18 protein-coding genes and 1 tRNA gene are annotated in these 18,002 nt (G+C 72.2%); 8 read left to right on the forward strand and 11 right to left on the reverse strand.

Going from position 1 to position 18,002, the window contains the following annotated elements; genetic code table 11:
• Positions 1 to 109: 109 nt before the first annotated feature.
• Together H295_RS0116700 and H295_RS0116705 are read right to left on the reverse strand one after the other, a co-directional pair.
• Positions 110 to 1,486: a hypothetical protein gene (locus H295_RS0116700; protein ID WP_020136475.1), complete on the reverse strand. Its 1,377-nt coding sequence runs from the start codon at positions 1,484 to 1,486 to the stop codon at positions 110 to 112.
• A gap of 80 nt (positions 1,487 to 1,566) precedes the next feature.
• Complete coding sequence (locus tag H295_RS0116705) at positions 1,567 to 2,334, reverse strand: DUF4097 family beta strand repeat-containing protein (RefSeq protein ID WP_020136476.1); 768 nt, start codon at positions 2,332 to 2,334, stop codon at positions 1,567 to 1,569.
• Between the two features lie 211 nt (positions 2,335 to 2,545).
• Here H295_RS0116705 and H295_RS0116710 point away from each other — a divergent pair.
• Positions 2,546 to 2,617: transfer RNA gene (locus tag H295_RS0116710), tRNA-Val, on the forward strand.
• Between the two features lie 83 nt (positions 2,618 to 2,700).
• Here H295_RS0116710 and H295_RS0116715 read toward each other — a convergent pair.
• Positions 2,701 to 3,045 carry a hypothetical protein gene (locus H295_RS0116715; RefSeq protein WP_020136477.1) on the reverse strand — a complete coding sequence of 115 codons (345 nt, stop codon included), beginning with the start codon at positions 3,043 to 3,045 and terminating at the stop codon, positions 2,701 to 2,703.
• 179 nt (positions 3,046 to 3,224) lie between these two features.
• Here H295_RS0116715 and H295_RS0116720 point away from each other — a divergent pair, with 179 nt between their 5' ends.
• On the forward strand, positions 3,225 to 3,650 hold the full coding sequence (locus tag H295_RS0116720; RefSeq protein WP_020136478.1) for a DUF6003 family protein: 426 nt from the start codon (positions 3,225 to 3,227) through the stop codon (positions 3,648 to 3,650).
• 260 nt (positions 3,651 to 3,910) lie between these two features.
• Here the strand turns inward: H295_RS0116720 and H295_RS0116725 are convergent, their stop codons facing one another.
• The 3 genes from H295_RS0116725 to H295_RS0116735 are packed head-to-tail and all read right to left on the reverse strand — an operon-like array spanning position 3,911 to position 6,267.
• Positions 3,911 to 4,876, reverse strand: coding sequence for a YihY/virulence factor BrkB family protein (locus H295_RS0116725; RefSeq protein WP_020136479.1), 966 nt, complete (start codon positions 4,874 to 4,876; stop codon positions 3,911 to 3,913).
• A gap of 55 nt (positions 4,877 to 4,931) precedes the next feature.
• Entirely contained in the window at positions 4,932 to 5,480 is a 549-nt protein-coding gene (locus H295_RS0116730; RefSeq protein WP_028809434.1) for a YciI family protein, read from the reverse strand.
• Between the two features lie 40 nt (positions 5,481 to 5,520).
• On the reverse strand, positions 5,521 to 6,267 hold the full coding sequence (locus H295_RS0116735; protein ID WP_020136481.1) for a hypothetical protein: 747 nt from the start codon (positions 6,265 to 6,267) through the stop codon (positions 5,521 to 5,523).
• Between the two features lie 105 nt (positions 6,268 to 6,372).
• Here H295_RS0116735 and H295_RS0116740 point away from each other — a divergent pair, with 105 nt between their 5' ends.
• From H295_RS0116740 to H295_RS0116750, 3 genes are all read left to right on the forward strand, one after another.
• A complete protein-coding gene (locus tag H295_RS0116740; RefSeq protein WP_020136482.1) occupies positions 6,373 to 7,599 on the forward strand; it encodes an MFS transporter in 1,227 nt (408 codons plus the stop codon).
• A gap of 98 nt (positions 7,600 to 7,697) precedes the next feature.
• Entirely contained in the window at positions 7,698 to 8,237 is a 540-nt protein-coding gene (locus H295_RS0116745; RefSeq protein WP_051135564.1) for a GNAT family N-acetyltransferase, read from the forward strand.
• 124 nt (positions 8,238 to 8,361) lie between these two features.
• Positions 8,362 to 8,592, forward strand: coding sequence for a DUF2277 domain-containing protein (locus H295_RS0116750; RefSeq protein WP_020136484.1), 231 nt, complete (start codon positions 8,362 to 8,364; stop codon positions 8,590 to 8,592).
• 275 nt (positions 8,593 to 8,867) lie between these two features.
• On the opposite strand, the gene H295_RS0116755 is transcribed toward H295_RS0116750, so the two are convergent.
• From H295_RS0116755 to H295_RS0116770, 4 genes are all read right to left on the reverse strand, one after another.
• Complete coding sequence (locus H295_RS0116755; protein ID WP_020136485.1) at positions 8,868 to 9,425, reverse strand: DedA family protein; 558 nt, start codon at positions 9,423 to 9,425, stop codon at positions 8,868 to 8,870.
• 240 nt (positions 9,426 to 9,665) lie between these two features.
• Positions 9,666 to 10,112 (reverse strand): DoxX family protein, encoded by a 447-nt coding sequence (locus H295_RS0116760; RefSeq protein ID WP_020136486.1) that lies wholly within the window; start codon positions 10,110 to 10,112, stop codon positions 9,666 to 9,668.
• Positions 10,113 to 10,407: 295 nt separating this feature from the next.
• A complete protein-coding gene (locus H295_RS0116765) occupies positions 10,408 to 12,087 on the reverse strand; it encodes an alkaline phosphatase D family protein (protein ID WP_020136487.1) in 1,680 nt (559 codons plus the stop codon).
• A 71-nt stretch (positions 12,088 to 12,158) separates the two neighbouring features.
• Entirely contained in the window at positions 12,159 to 12,803 is a 645-nt protein-coding gene (locus H295_RS0116770; RefSeq protein ID WP_020136488.1) for an HNH endonuclease family protein, read from the reverse strand.
• A gap of 376 nt (positions 12,804 to 13,179) precedes the next feature.
• Here H295_RS0116770 and H295_RS0116775 point away from each other — a divergent pair, with 376 nt between their 5' ends.
• Both H295_RS0116775 and H295_RS0116780 read left to right on the forward strand, forming a co-directional pair.
• On the forward strand, positions 13,180 to 13,761 hold the full coding sequence (locus tag H295_RS0116775; protein ID WP_020136489.1) for a TMEM165/GDT1 family protein: 582 nt from the start codon (positions 13,180 to 13,182) through the stop codon (positions 13,759 to 13,761).
• Positions 13,762 to 13,918: 157 nt separating this feature from the next.
• A complete protein-coding gene (locus H295_RS0116780) occupies positions 13,919 to 14,584 on the forward strand; it encodes an HAD-IA family hydrolase (RefSeq protein WP_020136490.1) in 666 nt (221 codons plus the stop codon).
• A 72-nt stretch (positions 14,585 to 14,656) separates the two neighbouring features.
• On the opposite strand, the gene H295_RS0116785 is transcribed toward H295_RS0116780, so the two are convergent.
• Positions 14,657 to 15,652, reverse strand: a complete 996-nt coding sequence (locus H295_RS0116785) for a peptidoglycan-binding domain-containing protein (RefSeq protein WP_020136491.1) — start codon at positions 15,650 to 15,652, stop codon at positions 14,657 to 14,659.
• 161 nt (positions 15,653 to 15,813) lie between these two features.
• Between H295_RS0116785 and H295_RS0116790 the strand changes: the two genes are divergently transcribed.
• The gene (locus H295_RS0116790; protein WP_028809436.1) at positions 15,814 to 17,844 is read left to right on the forward strand and encodes an MDR family MFS transporter; all 2,031 of its coding nucleotides are present in this window, start codon (positions 15,814 to 15,816) and stop codon (positions 17,842 to 17,844) included.
• The last annotated feature ends 158 nt before the right edge of the window (positions 17,845 to 18,002 follow it).

The raw sequence follows: 18,002 nt of genomic DNA on the forward strand, positions 1-18,002 counted from the left end.
TCTGCGGGTCTAGTTCCATGTCACCGCATTGGGGCGATCTATGCAAAAAAGGATGAAATGTCCAATTCGGAGTGCACGTTGCAGAGTGCACGGTCTCGGAGCGCGCCTCTCAGCGCGCGCCGCCCCGCTCCTCACGGATCTGCGAGACCACCCGCGCCACCGCCTGCCGTACCGCTTCCGTCTCGGTCAGAAAGTGCCAGTAGTCGGGATGGCGGCCCTCCAGCGTGCCGATCGCCCGGTCGAGCCGGGCCACCGCGTCGTCCAGAGGGCGGGCGTGCCGTGGGTCGGGGGTGGTGCGGCCCGTCATCGCCAGGCGCTGGGCGTCCCGCAGGGCGAAGCGGGTGCGGTCGATCTCCTGCTGGGGGTCCTTCTGCACGGCGTTCAGCCGGCGCAGCCGGTCGCCCGCCGCGGAGACGGCCTCGTCGGTGGTGTTGAGCAGGGCACGCACCGTGGAGAGCAGCGAGGCCGCGTCCGGCCAGCGCTGTTCGTCGCGCGCGGCCCGCGCCTCACGGAGCTTCAGCTCGGCCTGCCGTACGTTCTCCGTGGCCTGGTCCGGGACGTGCTGGAGGTCCTGCCAGCAGGCGGCGGTGAATCTGCGGCGCAGTTCGCTCAGGACCGGATCGACCTGGCCCGCACGGGTGGTGAGCGCCTCGGCGCGGGTCCGCAGCGAGACCAGCCGGTGGTCGATCTCCGCGGCCCGCTCCGGCAGCCGCTCGGCCTCCGCCCGGATCGCCCCGGCCTCCCGGGCCACCCGCTCGGCCCGCTCCAGGGTCTGCGGCACACCGTGCTGCCCGGCGCCCTGGTTCAGCTTCGTCAGCTCCGGTCCGAGGGCGGCGAGCCGGGCGGCGAGGTCGTCCGCCCTCAGCCCCGACTCCCGTACGGCATCAAGGGCGTTGGAGGCGGCCAGCAGCCCCTGCCGGGCCCGCTCCACGGCCGGGGCGAGCCGGGCCAGCTGGGTCTCGGCCTTGCCGAGCAGCGGACCGAGGCTGTCGCCGAAACGGTCCAGCTCCTTCTTGACGTTGCCGAGATCGTCCTTGGCCCGGGTCAGCTCGGTGCGCGCCTGGGCGGCGACCGACGCCTCCAGGTCGTCCCGGTCGAGGTCATGGGCGTCGACGGCCTCGATGTAGCGGTGACTCGCCTCGTCGATGCGCGTGCTGATCGCCTGGAAGTCGGCGACCGCGCGCTTGGCGGCGGGGGAGTCGTCGACGGCCGTGATGGTCTCTATCGAGATCCGCAGATCCCGCTGTGCGGTGTCCAGCTCGTAGAACGCCGCCGCGGCGGCGTCCTTCGCGGCCTGCGCCTCGGCCCGCTGGCTCTCCGCGCGCCCGCCGAACCAGCGCCGGGTGCCACCGCCGGCGAAGGCGGCCGGCAGGGCGAGGACGGCGAGCAGCGGCAGCCCGAGCAGGGTGAGGGTGTCCTTGAGCGCCTGGCGGTGTGCGCGCGGCCTCGACGGCGACAAGTACGGCTGCTTCGGTGTCGCCGTCACATCCCTCTCCCGTGCTGTGTTCCGTCCTGGCGGTGCCCGGTGTCATTCTCCCACCGGTAAGGGACGAACACACGGGCCGGTCAGTTCGCGGTTCGCACCGTGATCTTCCCGTCTCCGCTCTGGGCGGACACGACATGGTGGCTGGAGTCGGAGCGGGGCACGGACACGTCGACCCCGCCGTCACCGGACTTCGTGTCGACCCGGTAGGTGGCCTTCGGCAGCTCGACGGTCACGGAGCCGTCGCCGCTGCGGGTCTCCACCCGCTCCGGTACGGCGCCCAGTTCGAGGTGGAGGGAGCCGTCGCCACTGCGGGCGGTGACCCGGCGGGAGGTGACCTCCGCGCGGATCGAGCCGTCGCCGGTGCGCAGGTCCAGCGGCCCGCTGGAGTCGGTGACGCGCACGGAGCCGTCACCGGAGCTGATGCCCAGCGGCCGGGTGAACCCGCGTGCCCGCACGCTGCCGTCCCGGTTCTCGACCTTCACGGTGATGTCCCGGGGCACCTCTATGCGGTGCTTGGCCGCGCAGTCGGCGACGACACCGCTGCACTTCGTCCGCAGCTTCAGCCGGTCGTTCTTCATCGACCAGGTCACCTCGGGGTCCTTGCCGACCGCGACGGTGCCCTGGAACCAGCGGGTCACCTCGATCGAGCCCGACTTGTTCGAATCGGCGGCGACGATCTCCAGCGCCGAGTCGTCGGAGTCGACGGTGAGGGTGCGGCCCTGGAGGGCGAAGGACTTGTGGTCGGGGGTCTTGTCGTCCCCGGCGGAGGCGCAGGCGGTGGCGCCGGCGACAAGGAGCGCGACGACACCGGCCGCCGCGGCGGCACGTGCGGGAACGGAACGGACCATGACGATCTCCCCCTGAACTGGCCCTGGGCGGGCGGTCGCGGGCACTCCGCGACCTGCTTCCGACCCTAGGGACCGGGGTGGTCGAGGGGGATCCGGGCCGCTCCCGGACAAGGGGTGGGGTTTTCCCCCGTATCGACCCTGACCCTTGCGGCCCCGCGGGTAAGGGTTTGCAGGGCAGGGGCTGCGGCAAGGTAGGCTGTCGACTCGTCTCGGGTGCGTAGCTCAGGGGTAGAGCGCCTGCCTTACAAGCAGGATGTCGGCGGTTCGAAACCGTCCGCGCCCACATCGGGAGAAGACCCCGGCCGATCACGGCCGGGGTCTTCTCGTGTTCTCCGGGCTCCGCCCGCAGTCGGTCGCCCTCCGCGTTCAGTCGCTCTCCCGTGCGCCGGATTCGTGCGCGTGCTTCAGTCCGGAGCGGGCGTCCACGCGCTCGGACGAGGGCACCTCCGTCCAGAAGCGGTGGGTGGTGACGAAGACCGCGAGTTCGTGTTCGCGCTGCCGGAGCTTCTCCACCTCGGCCTGTTCGTCCGGGGTCCAGCCGGGAGAGGCGGGGCGCTCCACCTTCCGCCAGCCGCTGTCGTCGCTGAAGCCGTCCAGGGGCGCGACCGACCAGGGAAGCCGCTTGAGCAGGGCCGACAGCTCGGCCCGGACCTGATGCAGCTCCTCCTGACCGGCGAGGAGGTCACTCGGAAAGTCATAGGTCGTTGCCACGGCACAATGCTACGCCTGTTCGATTTTGGGTGGCGAGTGTCTTCTGGGGGTTCACGCGAACGGGTGTGCCCCCGGGGGAGCGGCTGGTGAGCGGCGGTAATACGGGCGAGGCGGGGTAAAGGGACGTCCATCAGCCGCTGTTGAGAACGCGCTCAGCCCGTGCGCAGAGAGAGCCGAGGATGACCGACGACGCCTACCTGTTCCTGCTCGACGACCCGTCCGTGCCGCTCGGCGTGGCCCCCGCCGACGTCGGGGAGCTGGCCTGCATGGACACTCCCGCGGTCCGCGCGTGGCTGGACGCGCAGGGCAGCACACCCACCTCGCCGCATCTGCGGCTGCTGCCCCCGGAGGAGAACGCGGCCGTGCCCGAGGGCGCGGAGCGGCTGCCCGTGCCGCTGAGCGACGAGGAACTGAGCCGGGTCCGCCATCTGTCGGCACCCGGGTCGCACGCCGACGTCGAGAAGGAACTGCTCGCCTACCGCGACCTCGCGGACGGCCGGGACGACCTCATCGGCCGCGCCCTGGCCGCGGGTGTGCCCCCGCACCGCATCGTCGAACTGACGGGGGTGGACCCGGCTACGGTCACGGCGGCGGCGGGGGGCTGACGGCGGGGATGCGGTGAGGGCCGCGATCCGGGGCGTGGCGGCGGGGTTGAGGCTGAGGTGTGGCGGGGGCGCTGAGGCCGGGGTGCGGTGGAGGGCTGACGGTCGGGGCGTGGCGGCCGGGGGCTGACGGCCGGGTGCGGTGAGGGCTGCGGGCGGCGGGCTGGGGTGCGGCGGAGGCGCTGAGGCCAGGGTGTGGTGGAGGGCTGACGGCTGGGGTGGCCCCTCATGGGCGCCGCCGCCCCCACGGGACCCGTCCGGGGTCAGTCGCCCGGGCCCGGGTCCGGGTGGACGGGGGACTCGATGCCGGCCCGCGCCGCCTCCAGCTGGGCGGCGAACGCGATGCCGAGGAAGAGCGCGACCCCGGTCAGATTGGCCCACAGCAGCAGCGCGACGAAGGCCGTGAGCGGCCCGTACACCGCGCCGAAGGCACCGCTCTCCTCGACGTACAGCGCGAGCAGCCAGGTGGCCGCGACCCACAGCAGCAGATGTACGGCCGAGCCGAAGGCCAGCCAGGTGTAGCCGGGCTGCACGCGGCGCGGCGACCAGCGGAAGATCACCGCGGACGCCACCCAGGCCAGCGCCAGCCCCACCGGCACATCCAGCACACCCCACCAGCGCGGCCCGCCGCCGTCCTCGCCGAGGGTCCGGGCCACCGCGTCGCCCACCGCCTCACCGGCCACGAGCACGACGAAGCCCAGCACCAGCGGGAGCCCGGCGGCGAGCGCGAGCACGATCCCGCGCCCGTACTTGCGCGGGAAGGGCCGGTCACGCTCGATGCCGTAGATCCGGTTGGCGCCGCGTTCGATCTGGCCCATGGCCGAGGCGAGGTTCAGCAGTGCGAAGCCGAGGCCCAGCCACAGGGCGAGCGTGCTCCAGACACTGCCGTGCGCGGTCCGCCGGGTCCCCTCGAACGCCTCCTCGACGATGTCGGCGCTGGCGCCCGGCACGATCCGGCCGAGCGTGAGCTCGATGACCCGGCCCACGCTCTCCGTGTGCACCGAGGTGGCCAGGCCCACCAGCGCCACCGTGCACGGCACAAGGCCGAGCACCACCTGGAAGGCGAGGGCGCGCGCGTTGGTGAAGCCGTCCGCGTACCGGAAGCGTGCGAAGGAGTCGGTGAGCAGCCGCAGCCCGCCGTAGTGGCGCAGCGCGGCGAACGCCTCGTCTCCGGAGAGTTCGTCCCCGATCATGTCCCTGGTCTGCGGGACGTGGACGGCGGTACCCATGGCGCTCCTTGTCGTACGGCGGCTCCCTGTGCGCTTGCCCCGTGAAACGGGCTTGTCAGCGTCGCCCGCCGAACTCCCACCCGTGGACCTCCACGGCCGCGTACCGCTCCTGGGTCAGCACGGCCCGGGCCCGGTCCGGGTCCGCGGCACGGACCAGGGCCGCGGTGCCCAGCCAGGCGCTCGCGTCGTCGGACAGCAGCGGGCCGTACGCGATCAGGTCGTCCTTGCCGGGCGGTACGGCGAGGTCGGCGGCCTCTCCCGAGCCGAGACCGAGCACCAGGTAGCGGTCGTCACCGGTCCGGCCGCCCGGGAAGTCCCACATGGTGCGGCCCAGCAGATTGCGCCAGCGACGCAGCAGCACGTCCCGGTAGGCGCCCGCCTGGTAGTTCGGCTCCTCGAACGCGAACGCCCGCGCGGCGGCGGGACCGGGCAGGTCGACGATGTGCACGCTGCCGGTGAGCGTCTCGCCGTCGGGGGTGAACGTCGGCCCGCGAGCGATCAGTTCGGCCTCGTAGCCGTCCATGTAGGCCCAGTGCGCTTCCGTCAGCTCCTCACGCAGGGGGAGGGAGCCGGGACGGTCACGGTGGTAGCAGAAGAACTCCATGCCGGCAGCCTCGCCCACCACGAGCGGCGGCTCAACGGCATTACCCCGGTGGCGTGTTCACCAGCTCCGCGAACATCGGGGCCAGCCGGGCGGCGAGACCGGGACGCGAGCGTGCGAGTTCGGCCGCGGCGACGCCGATCACGGCGGTCAGGGCGCGATCGAGCTCCGCGGCGGTGAGCGAGCGCACCAGGGTCTCCGCCAGCTCGGCAGAGAGCCCGTCCGGGAGCAGATGGGCACCCTTCGCGTACGCGTGCGCGTGCCCGAGCCGCAGACAGGCCAGGGTGATCACCTGGTCCCGCAGGCCGCTGATCCAGTGCTCGGCCTGCCACCAGTGCCCCCGCTCCACGCACGCGCGCGCGTGGAGCGCGTGGTGCCACAGAAGACCCACCAGGGTGTCGTGGTCGGGCGGCGCGAAGGGCTCCAGTGCGCGCGGCCTGCCGAAGAGCGTCCGCCACTGCGGGCCGCGCGGCCCGAACCCCTCCTCCGGCGCGAACGTCAGGTCGACCTCCAGCCAGTCGGTCAGGAGGAACACCCGGACCACGGCGGCCCCGACGGGCAGGTCCCAGTGGTGCCGGGCGCCGAGGTCGTCGTAGAGCCAGTCGGTCCACCGCCGCAGGGTCGGCGCGAGTTCGCCGCGGACGGCGAGGACCAGGTCCGTGTCCGACCAGCGATCGCCCTCCCCGAGGGCGTACGAGCCGGTGAAGGCGGCGCCCACGACGGCTTCGTCGGCTTCGGCGCGGGCGATCAACCGCCCCCTGAGGTGCTCCCGTTGTTCGGCGGTGAACATCGCGTGGCTTCGCTTTCGTCCAAGGGCCGCCGCGCCTTTGTCCATGGACCGGTGCGCGGCCGCCGCGCGAGGGTCGGTCCATGAGTGCGGATCTCGGGGATTGTCGTGCATAGGCGGGCGGCCGGGTCCCGGCGGGCCCCCACCGGGCTTCTCGCGCTGGCTGCCGGCGGATTCGGCATCGGGCTGACCGAGTTCCTGATCGCCGGGCTGCTGCCGCAGGTGGCGCAGGACTTCCGGGTGTCCGAAGCGGCCGCGGGAGGGTTGATCTCCGGATACGCGCTGAGTGTCGCGGTCGGTGCGATCGTCCTGACCGCCGCCACGGCACGCCTGCCCCGCAAGCGGGTACTGCTCGGCCTCCTCGTCCTGTTCGTCGTCGGCAACCTGCTGTCGGCGGTCGCACCGAGCTACCGCGTGATGCTGCTCGGACGGATCGTCGCCGCCCTGTGCCACGGTTCGTTCTTCGGTATCGGCTCCCTGGTCGCGCGCTCGCTCGTCGCCCCGGAGCGCACGTCCCGCGCGGTGGCCGTCATGTTCGCCGGTCTGACGGTCGCGAACGTGCTGGGCGTGCCGTTCGGCGCGCTGGTCGGGGAGCGCTGGGGCTGGCGGGCCGCGTTCTGGGCGGTCACCGCGATCGGCCTGGTCGCGCTCGCGGGGATCGCCGCCCGGGTGCCGAGCGGGGCCGGGGACCCACCGGCCGGGTCCGCACCGTCCGCCGGACTCCGCGCCCAGGTCCGCGCGTTGCGGTCCGGACAGGTGTGGCTGACCCTGGCGGCCACCGCGCTCGGCTACGGCGGGATGTTCGGCGCGTTCAGCTATCTCGCCTACACCTTCACCGAGGTCGGCGGCTTCTCCTCCACGGATGTCGCCTGGCTGCTCATGGTCTACGGCGTCGGCCTGGTCGTCGGGAACCTGCTCGGCGGACGCGCCGCCGACCACGACCGTGACCGCGCCCTGATCCTGGCGCCGGCCGGGCTCACCGTCACCCTGACCCTGTTCGGACTGCTGGCCGCCAGCGCCACGGCGTCGGTCCTCCTGGTGTTCCTGATGGGCGTGTTCGGGTTCGCCGCCGTGCCCGGCATGATCACCCGCGTCACCGACTACGCACAGGGCGCGGTCCTGGCCGCGGGCGCCAACGTGTCGGCGTCCAACCTCGGCAACGCCCTGGGCGCCTGGGCGGGCGGCCTCGCGATCACGGCGGGCCTCGGCTACACCGCCCCGCTCTACGTCGGCGCGGTCATCACCCTGACCGCGGTCGCCGTCATGGCGGTGGCGGCACACCGGGCGGGCCCGGCCGAGCACGAGCAGCACGGTCCGGCGGCCGTACGGCGATGACGTGTGGGGGCGCCGCTCGGTCCTGCCAGGGGCGGGGGAGCGGACCGGGAGCCGTCGTGGCCGGGGCGTTGTCAGACCCGGACCCTACTGTGGGGGACATGGCTGCGGCGGAGGCGGGTGTGCGGGTGGAGCGAGCGGAGCAGGTGCGGCTGGTGCCCTGGGCGGAGGGGGACTTCTGGCTGCTGGAGCGGACCAACAGCGCGGAGATGACCGCGCACCTGGGCGGGCCCGAGAGCGAGGAGAAGCTCGTCTCGCGGCATCGGCGGTACGTCGAGCTGTCGGCGGGGCGGATGTACCGCGTCACGCTGGCGGAGGGCGGCGAGACCGTCGGGTCGATCGGGTTCTGGGAGCGGGAGTGGCAGGGGACGCGGGTGTGGGAGACCGGGTGGGGGATCCTTCCGGAGTTCCAGGGGCGGGGGCTGGCCGCGCGGGCGGCCCGAGCCCTCGTCGCGGAGGCCCGGGCCGCCGGCGGACACCGGTATCTCCACGCGTTCCCGAGCGTGGAGCACCTCGCGTCGAACGGGGTCTGTCGCCGCGCGGGCTTCACGTTGCTGGGGCAGGCCGAGTTCGAGTATCCGAAGGGCCACTGGATCACGTCGAACGACTGGCGGTTCGATCTGGAGGCGGGGGAGGGCTGAGCCGAGTCGGTCAGGGGCGAGTGCGGGGTGCCGTCGGCACCGGCTCCGGCGGCCGTTGAGGACCATCACATTCGTTCAGGAGCGGGCGGAAGCGCCGATCCGTTCCGGGAGGGAGACTGTCGGTATGTGCCGCAGTATCAAGACGCTTCGTCCGCCCGTCCTGCCCGAAGAGGCCACGGAGGAGGAGATCCGGGCCGCCGCGCTCCAGTACGTGCGCAAGGTGTCGGGGTTCCGCGCCCCGGCCGCACACAACCAGGAGGTGTTCGACCGCGCCGTCGAGGTGATCGCCGAGGCGACCGCGGAACTGCTGGCCGGCCTGGAGGTCCGCGGCGCCGCCCGACGAGAGGCGAGCTGAGCGCGGCGAGCTTCGACCTGGGCGGGAAGGGGGCCCACCTTGGGCGAGTCCGCCGGCGTGAGGCTGGCTCGGTGGGCTGTGGGGAGCGGTCTGCCCTTGGGGGTGCGGGTCCCGTGAAGCGGGCCCCGGGTCGTACGTGACCCGAGTCTTACGTCACCAAGTCGTACGTGCCCCGAGCCTTACGCCACCAAGTCGTGCGTGCCCCGCGCTCAGCCCGCGCGGGAGTCCGGCGCGGTGATTCCCCCGCCCGTCATCTCCCGCCCGTCGTCCCTCGCCTACCCCGCCTCCACCGGCCTGCGGCGCATCACGTACGCCGCTCCCGCGCCCGCTCCGAACAGTGCTGCCACCGACACTCCCGTGGCCAGCCAGGTCGCCCCCAGCCAGTGCGCGCCGAAGTAGCCGAGGGCGACGCTGTACGCGGCCCAGGAGAGACCGGCCAGGGCGGACCAGGGGAGGAAGTCGCGGGCCCGGCGCTGAGCCGTGCCGGCGAGGAGGGAGACCACCGAGCGGCCGGCCGGTGCGAAGCGGGCCAGGACCACCAGCGCCCCGCCCCCCGCGGCCAGCGCATCGCCGAGACGTTCCTGCGCCGTGGTGAGCCGACGGGAGCGGGCGATGGCGCGGTCGAGGCGTTCCCCGCCCCGGAAGGCGAGGCGGTACGCCGCGAGGTCGCCGAGGACGGACGCGGTCGTCGCACAGAGGATCAGGGAGAGGACGTCCGGTACCCGCCCGGTCGCCGCACTGCCCGCGGCCGCCGCCGTCGCGGCCGTGATGACCAGCACCCCGCTCGGCAGCACCGGCAGGAACACGTCGAGGAGCACCGACAGCGCGACCATGGCGTAGATCCATGGACTGCCGGTCAGCGACCCCAGACTCTCCAACACCGCGTCTCCCCGTGATTCCCCCTGGACAGCCATACAGCGTACGCGTGGAGTGTGACAGGAGATTCACGGGGGGCTCATGAGATGCGCGCGACATGTTCACCCGGCTGCCGGGTCCCGGGGAGCGGGCCGGGTCTCGCGAACGCGCCGGTGCCCTCCCCAGGGGAGGCGGGGAGGGCACCGTACGGGATCCGCTCAGACGGTCACCGGCTCGGCGGCCGGCTTGCGTTCCTCCGTCGAGCGCTTGGCGAACAGCCGGTCCAGGCCGAACGCGCCGGAGCCGGTGAAGACCAGCAGCAGTAGGGCCCAGCAGAACATCGCCGCGGCCTCACCGCCGTTCTCCATGGGCCACAGGGCGTTCGGCTGGTGGACCTTGAAGTACGCGTACGCCATGGATCCCGCCGCGACGAACGCGGCGACGCGCGTGCCCAGGCCGAGCAGCACGAAGGCTCCGCCGACGAGCTGGATCACGGCCGCGTACCAGCCGGGCCAGGTACCGGCGTCGAGGGTGCCGCCGGTGCCCGCGGCACCGCCGAGCACGCCGAAGAGCGAGGCGGCGCCATGACAGAGGAAGAGCAGGCCGACGACGATGCGGTACAGGCCGAGGGCGTATGGCTGGGCGCTGTTGAGGCGTCCGGTCATTGTGGGGGACTCCTTCGGTCGGGTCGGTCCCACTTGGGGGATCGCCCCAGGGGGATGGGACCGAGTGAGCCATCAACGGTAGGGGCCCCGAATCAATGCTTGCAAGTTCAACATCTGGCCACTGATTCGTCTCCGTTGTCCCAGCCGTTTCACTCGCAACCGCACGTGGGAGGGCTGTGGCGGCCATATCCGCTTCCGAAAGTGTGTCCGAATGTGCCTCTGGGCCCGTTCTCACCGGAAGGTCAACTGTCCTACGGAGCAACATTATTGACGGGCCGTCAGATAGTGGGCACTGTCACACGTTCGGAAGCCGGGACTTCTTGTGCCCGCCCGCTGCGGTGAGTTCGGACTCCGACACCGTCAGCAGCCGTACCTGCCCCTGCCCCTGCCCCGACTCCCGCGCCTGCTCCAGCCGCAGCCGTGCCGAACGGCCGTTCAGGGTCAGTGTCATGAGCTGGTTGCCGAACCACGGGCCGCCGGTGTGCCGCCAGGACACCGGCGGCTGCTCGCAGCGGCCGTGCCGGGCGAGCCGCCGTCCGAGCGCCCGCGCCGTCGCGCTCCAGCCGAAGCGGAAGCCGAACCGGATGTAGCCCGGGACGGAGTTGTGGACGGGGGAGCAGGTCAGCTGGAGGACCCGCGCGTCGGGACCGCCGGTGTGCCACTTCGGCTCGGCCACGTACGCGTGGTGCACGTCCCCGGAGAGCACCAGCACCGTCGCCGGCGCCTCGGGCCCGGAGCCCACCTCGGCGATCAGGTCCGCCAGCGCGGCGAACGACCGCGGGAACGCCGCCCAGTGCTCCAGGTCCGCCTTGCGCCGCAGGTTCTCCCCGAACCGGGCCCAGCGCGCCCCGCGCTCGCCCCGGCACAGCGCCGCGTCCCAGGCCTCGGCGTCGTGCACCAGGTGCGGCAGCAGCCAGGGCAGCGAGGTGCCGATCAGGAGATGGTCGTAGGAGGAACGCTCCTCCAGCACCTGCTCGCGCAGCCACTCGGCCTCGCCGCGGTCCAGCATCGAGCGCTTCTCCTCCTCGAGGACCCGGGCCGCGCGGGAGTCGACCATGAGCAGCCGCACCCGGCCGAAGTCGCGCCGGTAGCTCCAGCGCACGGAGGCGGCGTCGGCGTCGGCCTTGCAGGCGAAGGCGCGCAACTCGTCGGTGCCGTCCGGGGACTGCCGTACGGCGGCGTAGAGCGGGTCGGCGGCCAGTTCGGCCGGCGGGAGGTTGCCCAGGTGCTGGTAGACCCAGTACGACATGAGGCCGCTCAGCAGCCGCTCGCGCCACCACGAGACCGCGCGCATGTCCTCCAGCCAGGCGGCGGAGGTGTTCCAGTCGTCGATGACGTCGTGGTCGTCGAAGATCATGCAGCTGGGAACGGTGGAGAGCAGCCAGCGCACCTCCGGGTCGAGCCAGGACTCGTAGTAGAGGTGGGTGTACTCCTCGTAGTCCGCCACCTGGGCGCCCGGGGGGTCGCTCAGGTCGCGGCGGGCGGCCAGCCAGCGTTGGGTGGCCGGGGAGGTCTCGTCGGCGTAGACCTGGTCGCCGAGCAGCAGGAGGACGTCCGGGCGTTCGCCGTCCGGGTCGGCGGCGATCCGGGTCGCGAGCGTGTCCAGGGCGTCCGGGCCCACGGGGTCCTTCTCGCCCTCCGGCGGCGCGGCCCAGCGGCAGGAGCCGAAGGCGACCCGGACGCCGGCGTCCTCGGCGGGGGTGTGGATGACCGACGGCGGGAACGGCGAGTCGGGCAGCGGCCACGCGCGTGTGCCGTCCAGGAACACCTCGTACGACCGGGTGGTGCCGGGGGTGAAGCCGTCGACCGGGACGAGGGCGTAGTGGTGGCCCGCGATCTGGAAGGTGCCGGACGTGCCGGAGGTGCCGTCCGAGCAGCGCACCTCGGCCGTGCACGGACGGCTCGTCTCGACCCACACGGTCGCGGACGAGCCGTCGACGTACCTGAGCAGGGGGCCAAGCCGCAGATCGGTCACGTGATCCTCCTCCGTCGCCCCGTACGGTACGGAACGACGGAGGTCCGCGGGGAGGTTCCGGCGCGGAATCGTCAGCAGTTCGCGAGGTAGTTCGTCAGCGCGGTCTTCTCGGCCGAGTCGACGGAGAGGCCGTAGTAGTACTTCACCTGGACCCAGGCGCGGACGTAGGTGCAGCGGTACGAGGTGAGGGACGGCATCCAGGTGGCCGGGTCCTGGTCGCCCTTGGACTGGTTCACGTTGTCCGTGACCGCGAGGAGCTGCGGGCGGGTGACGTCGTTGGCGAAGGCCTGGCGCTGGGCGGTGGTCCAGGCGCTCGCGCCGGAGTCCCAGGCCTCGGCGAGCGGGACCAGGTGGTCGATGTCCAGGTCGGAGGCGGCGGTCCAGGTGGCACCGTCGTAGGGGGAGTACCAGCTGCCGCTGGTGGCGGCGCAGGCGGAGTCGGTGACGACGTTGGAGCCGTCGCGCTTGAGGATGTACTCGCGCGTGTTGCAGGTGCCGCTGATGGTGATCCAGGTCGGGAACAGGTCCCGGTTGTAGCCGGTGCGGTTCTCGGTCGCCACGGTGAGCGAGGCGAGGTAACTGCGGGCGGTGGCCGCGCTGACCGGGGTGGGGAGGGCCGCGGAGGCGGTCGGGCCGTTGAGGACCGCGACGGAGGCTATGAGGGCGGTGAGGGCGCCGAGTATGCTGAGCCGTCGACGCGCGTAGAACTTCGACATGCGAACTCCCTGGCGGGGTGGGGGTGTTGAGGCGCGGGCGATCGAATGCTCGGCGCACCGTGTTGCCGGGAGATGTGCGCCCGGTAAGAAGTTAATGACGCGTACATGACATGACAAGGTGTGCGGCGGAAACGATCACGTACGATGGTCGGAGTTGAAGGGGAGTAGCTCTTCGCCGGACCGTCGACATACTGCTCAGCTCGATCTGAGCCGGCGCCCGGAGGCAGGCCCGATTGCGCGGGCCGGCCAGCGAGACCTTCGGCAAGCAGTGCACGCCCGTGCCGACCCGGCTCGGGCGCCGTGTGTGCTGCCGTGCCGAGGTGTCGTGTGTGAGGTGCAGCACTCTCGGTGGGGCGGCCCGACCGATTGAGGACCCTTGATCAGCATCACCGTGACGGCCGTCGTGTTCGGCGTCGTCTTCCTCGCCGAACTGCCCGACAAGACCGCGCTCGCGGGCCTCGTCCTGGGCACGCGCTACCGCGCCTCCTATGTCTTCGCGGGCGTCGCCGCCGCCTTCGCGCTGCATGTCGCGCTCGCCGTCGCGGCCGGCAGTGTGCTGACCCTGCTGCCGCAGCAGATCGTGCAGGCGATCACCGGCGTGCTCTTCCTGGGCGGCGCGGCCGTCCTGCTGCTGAAGAAGGACGACGGCGACGAGGAGATCCGCAAGCCTGAGAACCAGTCCTTCTGGAAGGTCGCCGGGGCCGGGTTCATGCTGATCCTCGTCGCCGAGTTCGGCGATCTGACCCAGATCATGACGGCCAACCTCGCGGCCCGTTACGACGACCCGCTCTCCGTGGGCCTGGGTGCGGTGCTCGCGCTGTGGGCGGTGGCCGGACTCGGGATCGTCGGCGGAAAGGCCCTGATGAGGCGGGTGCCGCTGAAGCTGATCACCCGGATCGCGGCGCTGCTGATGCTGGCCCTCGGCCTGTGGAGCCTGTGGGAGGCCGTGGCCGGCTGAGGCGAACAGCGGGTGAACTGTTCCGGGTGGTTCCCGAAGGCGGTGGCGTGAACCCGCTCCGGTTTTGTACCGTGAGAAAACAAAGTGGCTCCCGCCCGTTTTCCCTGACCGGCGGGCGGGGCCGCCTTGTCTCTCTCGTCTGCGCTTGGAGTTGCCGATGACGGCCGCCGTGTCCACCGTGCTCACCGCCCGCGCCCTCCTGCTCGACATGGACGGCACCCTCGTCAACTCCGACGCCGTCGTGGAGCGCATCTGGCGCCGCTGGGCCGCACAGCACGGACTCGACGGCGACGAGGTCATGAAGGTCGTCCACGGCCGCCAGGGCCACGCCTCGATGGCGCTCCTGCTGCCGGGGCGGCCCGTGGAGCAGAACCTCGCCGACAACGCCCGCCTGCTCGCGGAGGAGACCGCGGACATGGACGGGGTGGTGGCGATACCGGGGGCGCCCGAGTTCCTCGCCTCCCTGCGGGGACTGCCGCACGCGTTGGTGACCTCGGCCGACGTGCCGTTGTCCACGGCGCGGATGGCGGCCGCGGGGCTGTCGCTGCCCGAGGTCCGGATCACGGCGGAGTCCGTGGGGGCCAGCAAGCCGGACCCCGAGGGGTTCCTGAAGGGGGCGGCGGAGCTGGGCGTCGCGCCCGCGGACTGTGTCGTCTTCGAGGACTCCGGCGCGGGGATCGCGGCCGGGAAGGCGGCGGGGATGAAGGTGGTCGGGATCGGCCCCCGGGCGGGTCTGCACGGCCCGGACGTGGCGGTGGAGGATCTCACGCGGGTGAGGGTGGAGGGGCTGGAGGGCGGCGGTATCCGGCTGTACGTCGGGTAGGCGCGGCTCTCTGTGAGGTACGCGGGCCGACATCGCCTTGGGTGCGGTGGTCTGCGGTTGCCTCTGTGACCCCTACGGTTCCGTCGTCTCCGACTCCAGCCGGTTCCGGGTCGCCAGGTCGTACACGCCGTACTCCGGCGGCTGGATTCCGCGTGCCCACTGGTAGCGGGTCACCGCGTCCTCGACGTCTTCGTCGTAGTCGCCGCTCGCCTTTCCCGTGTACAGCCCGAGCTGGGTGAGGCGGCGTTGCAGCTCGGCCACCTCGGGGCCCTGCGACCCCCGCCGCAGCACCGGCGGGGCCGGGGCCGCCTCCCGGGCCGCGTCCGACCCGGCCGCCGGGTTCGTCGCGGCGGAGGCGGCCGGGGCGGTCGTCGGGGACGCCGACAGGGAAGGGCTCGGCGAAGCGCTCGACACCGACGGGCTCGGCGACGCCGACGGGCTCGCGCTCGCCGTCCGGGGCGGGCGTGCGGCGGGCGGTCGTACGGACTCCGTGGTCGCGGACGGCGAGGTGGACGCCGGGGTCGTCGTCGCGTCGGGGACGGCCGGCCGTACGTCCCGCGGTGCCGCCTCGTCCCGTGACGGGGACTCGTAGGCGAACAGTCCGCTGGCGAAACCGGCCGCGGCCACCACGGTCACGACCGCTCCAGCCGCGGCGAGGAGGACGGTACGGGGGCGGGGGCGGCGAGGGTGCTCGCGGGTGGGGACGAGAGGTGCGGCGGGGTCGTCCGTCGGCTGGAAGAGCTTCGGGTCGGTGGGGAGCGCTCTTGTCTCGTCGGGGGCGGGTGGGGGTGCGGGTGCGGTTGCGGGGTCTTGTGCGGTCGGGGGGACCGCCCGTAACGGCATCGTCTGTTCGGTGGTGGGCATCCGGGGTACGGAGGTGGTCTCGTCGGCCAGGTCCACGTACGGGCGTATGCGGAGCGGATCGAAGTCCTCCGCCGCGGCCGCCTCCGCCGTGCGCGTGTCGCGCAACGCGTCCGCCGCGCGCTCGGTGCAGCCGCAGGACGGGGTGCGGTCGGCCCCTCTGGGTGCCCCGCACTCCGGGCACGGATGACCGGTCGACTCCGCCATGTGTTCGTCCCTCCCCCTCGCGAACCCCAGAGATTATGCAGAACCCCTCCACGGGCGGCACACGGAAGCCCCCGGAACGACGGCTTCCAAAAGGACTCGACAGGCCATAAGCGGTCACACCGACCACGATGGAGTGGCAACGAGAGCCCCGGGAGGTCTTCATGACGGCGGATGCGCAGGGTATGACGGGAGATGTGCGAGACACAGGTGAAGAACATGTGTCCGGCAACGTCCTCGTCTCCATCGGGGCCCTGCTGCTCGGCATGCTGCTCGCCGCGCTGGACCAGACGATCGTGTCCACCGCGCTGCCCACCATCGTCAGCGACCTCGGCGGGATGGAGCATCTGTCCTGGGTGGTGACGGCGTATCTGCTGGCCTCCACCGCGGCGACCCCGCTGTGGGGCAAGCTCGGGGACCAGTACGGGCGCAAGCGGCTGTTCCAGACCGCGATCGTGATCTTCCTGATCGGGTCGGCGCTGTGCGGCATGGCCCAGGACATGCCCCAGCTCATCGCGTTCCGGGCCCTTCAGGGGCTGGGCGGCGGCGGGTTGATGGTGCTGTCGATGGCGATCGTCGGCGATCTCGTCCCGCCGCGCGAACGGGGGCGCTACCAGGGGCTGTTCGGGGCGGTCTTCGGGGCGACGAGCGTCCTCGGGCCGTTGCTGGGCGGCCTGTTCACCGAGCATCTGAGCTGGCGGTGGGTGTTCTACGTCAACCTCCCGGTGGGCGTGGTCGCGTTGGCCGTGATCGCGGTCGTGCTGCGGATTCCGCGCAGGTCGGCGAAGCATGTCATCGACTACCTGGGGACGTTCCTCATCGCCGCCGTCGCCACCTGCCTGGTGCTGGTGGCCTCGCTGGGCGGTACGACGTGGGGCTGGGGATCGCCGCAGATCGTCGGGCTCGCGGCGCTGGGGGTGGTGCTGGCGGTCGCGTTCGTGGCGGTCGAACGGCGGGCCGCGGAGCCGGTGTTGCCGCTGAAACTGTTCCGGATCCGGACCTTCGCGCTGTCCGCCGTCATCAGCTTCATCGTGGGGTTCGCGATGTTCGGGGCGATGACCTATCTGCCCACCTTCCTCCAGGTGGTGCAGGGGGTCTCGCCGACGATGTCCGGGGTGCACATGCTGCCGATGGTGTTCGGGCTGCTGCTGTCCTCGACGGTCTCCGGGCAGATCGTCAGCCGTACCGGGCGGTGGAAGCTCTTCCCGGTCGCGGGGACGGCCGTCACGACGCTGGGGCTGCTGCTTCTGCACCGGCTCGACGAGGGCAGCTCCACGTGGGTGATGAGCCTGTACTTCTGTGTGTTCGGCCTGGGGCTCGGGCTGGTCATGCAGGTGCTGGTGCTGATCGTGCAGAACGCCGTCTCCTACGAGGATCTCGGCGTCGCCACGTCCGGGGCGACCTTCTTCCGGTCGATCGGGGCGTCCTTCGGTGTCGCGATCTTCGGTACGGTCTTCGCGAACCGGCTCGGGGACAAGCTGGCCGAGGCCTTGCGGGGAGTCCAACTCCCGCCCGGTGTCTCGGTGTCGGGGCTGGAGTCCGACTCCCGGGGGCTCGGGGAACTGCCGGCCGCGCTGCGTCCCGCGGCGCTGCACGCGTACGCCTCGTCCATCACCGACGTGTTCCTGTACGCCGCGCCCGTCGCGTTTCTCGGGTTCGTGCTCGCCTGGTTCCTCAAGGAGGACAGGCTGCGGGGGTCGGTCACGGCGCCCGACGTCACCGAGACGCTGGCCAGCAATCCGGTGGAGCGGTCGTCGTACGACGAGGTGTGCCGGGCGCTGTCGCTGCTGGGGACGCGGGAGGGGCGGCGGGACCTGTACCGGAGGATCACCGAGCGGGCCGGGTACGACCTGCTGCCGGCGTCGAGCTGGCTGGTGCTGCGGATGCGGCGGCACGGGTGGGTGGAGCCGGCGCTGCTCGCCGATCGGACGCCGGTGCCGTTGGGCGTGATCGTCGAGGCGGCTCGGCAGGTGGAGGAGCGGGGGCTGGCGGAGCGGGAGGGGCCTGATCTCCGGCTCACGGCGGCGGGGCGGGAGGTTGCGGAGCGGCTGGCCTCTGCTCGGGAGGAGTCGCTGGGGGAGTTGCTGGGGGACTGGTGGGGGCCGGATCGGCCGACGGATCTGACGCAGTTGGTGAAGTCGTTGAACGATGAGTTGTGCGGGTCGGATCGCGAGCGGCCTGCCTCCGGCGGTTGAGCCGTTTTTGTCTGCGGCTTGGTGGGGGCGGGCGTTTTTGCGCAGTTCCCCGCGCCCCTGAGTGCCTGCGGCGGCCCGCGCGGCTTCGGTGGGGGCTTGTGTAGCGCGTGCGGTGTGGTGGGTGGGTCGGTGCCGGGGTGGGGGGTGTCCGTCCTCGG

Source organism: Streptomyces sp. 351MFTsu5.1 (assembly GCF_000383655.1).
GTDB lineage: Bacteria > Actinomycetota > Actinomycetes > Streptomycetales > Streptomycetaceae > Streptomyces > Streptomyces griseorubiginosus.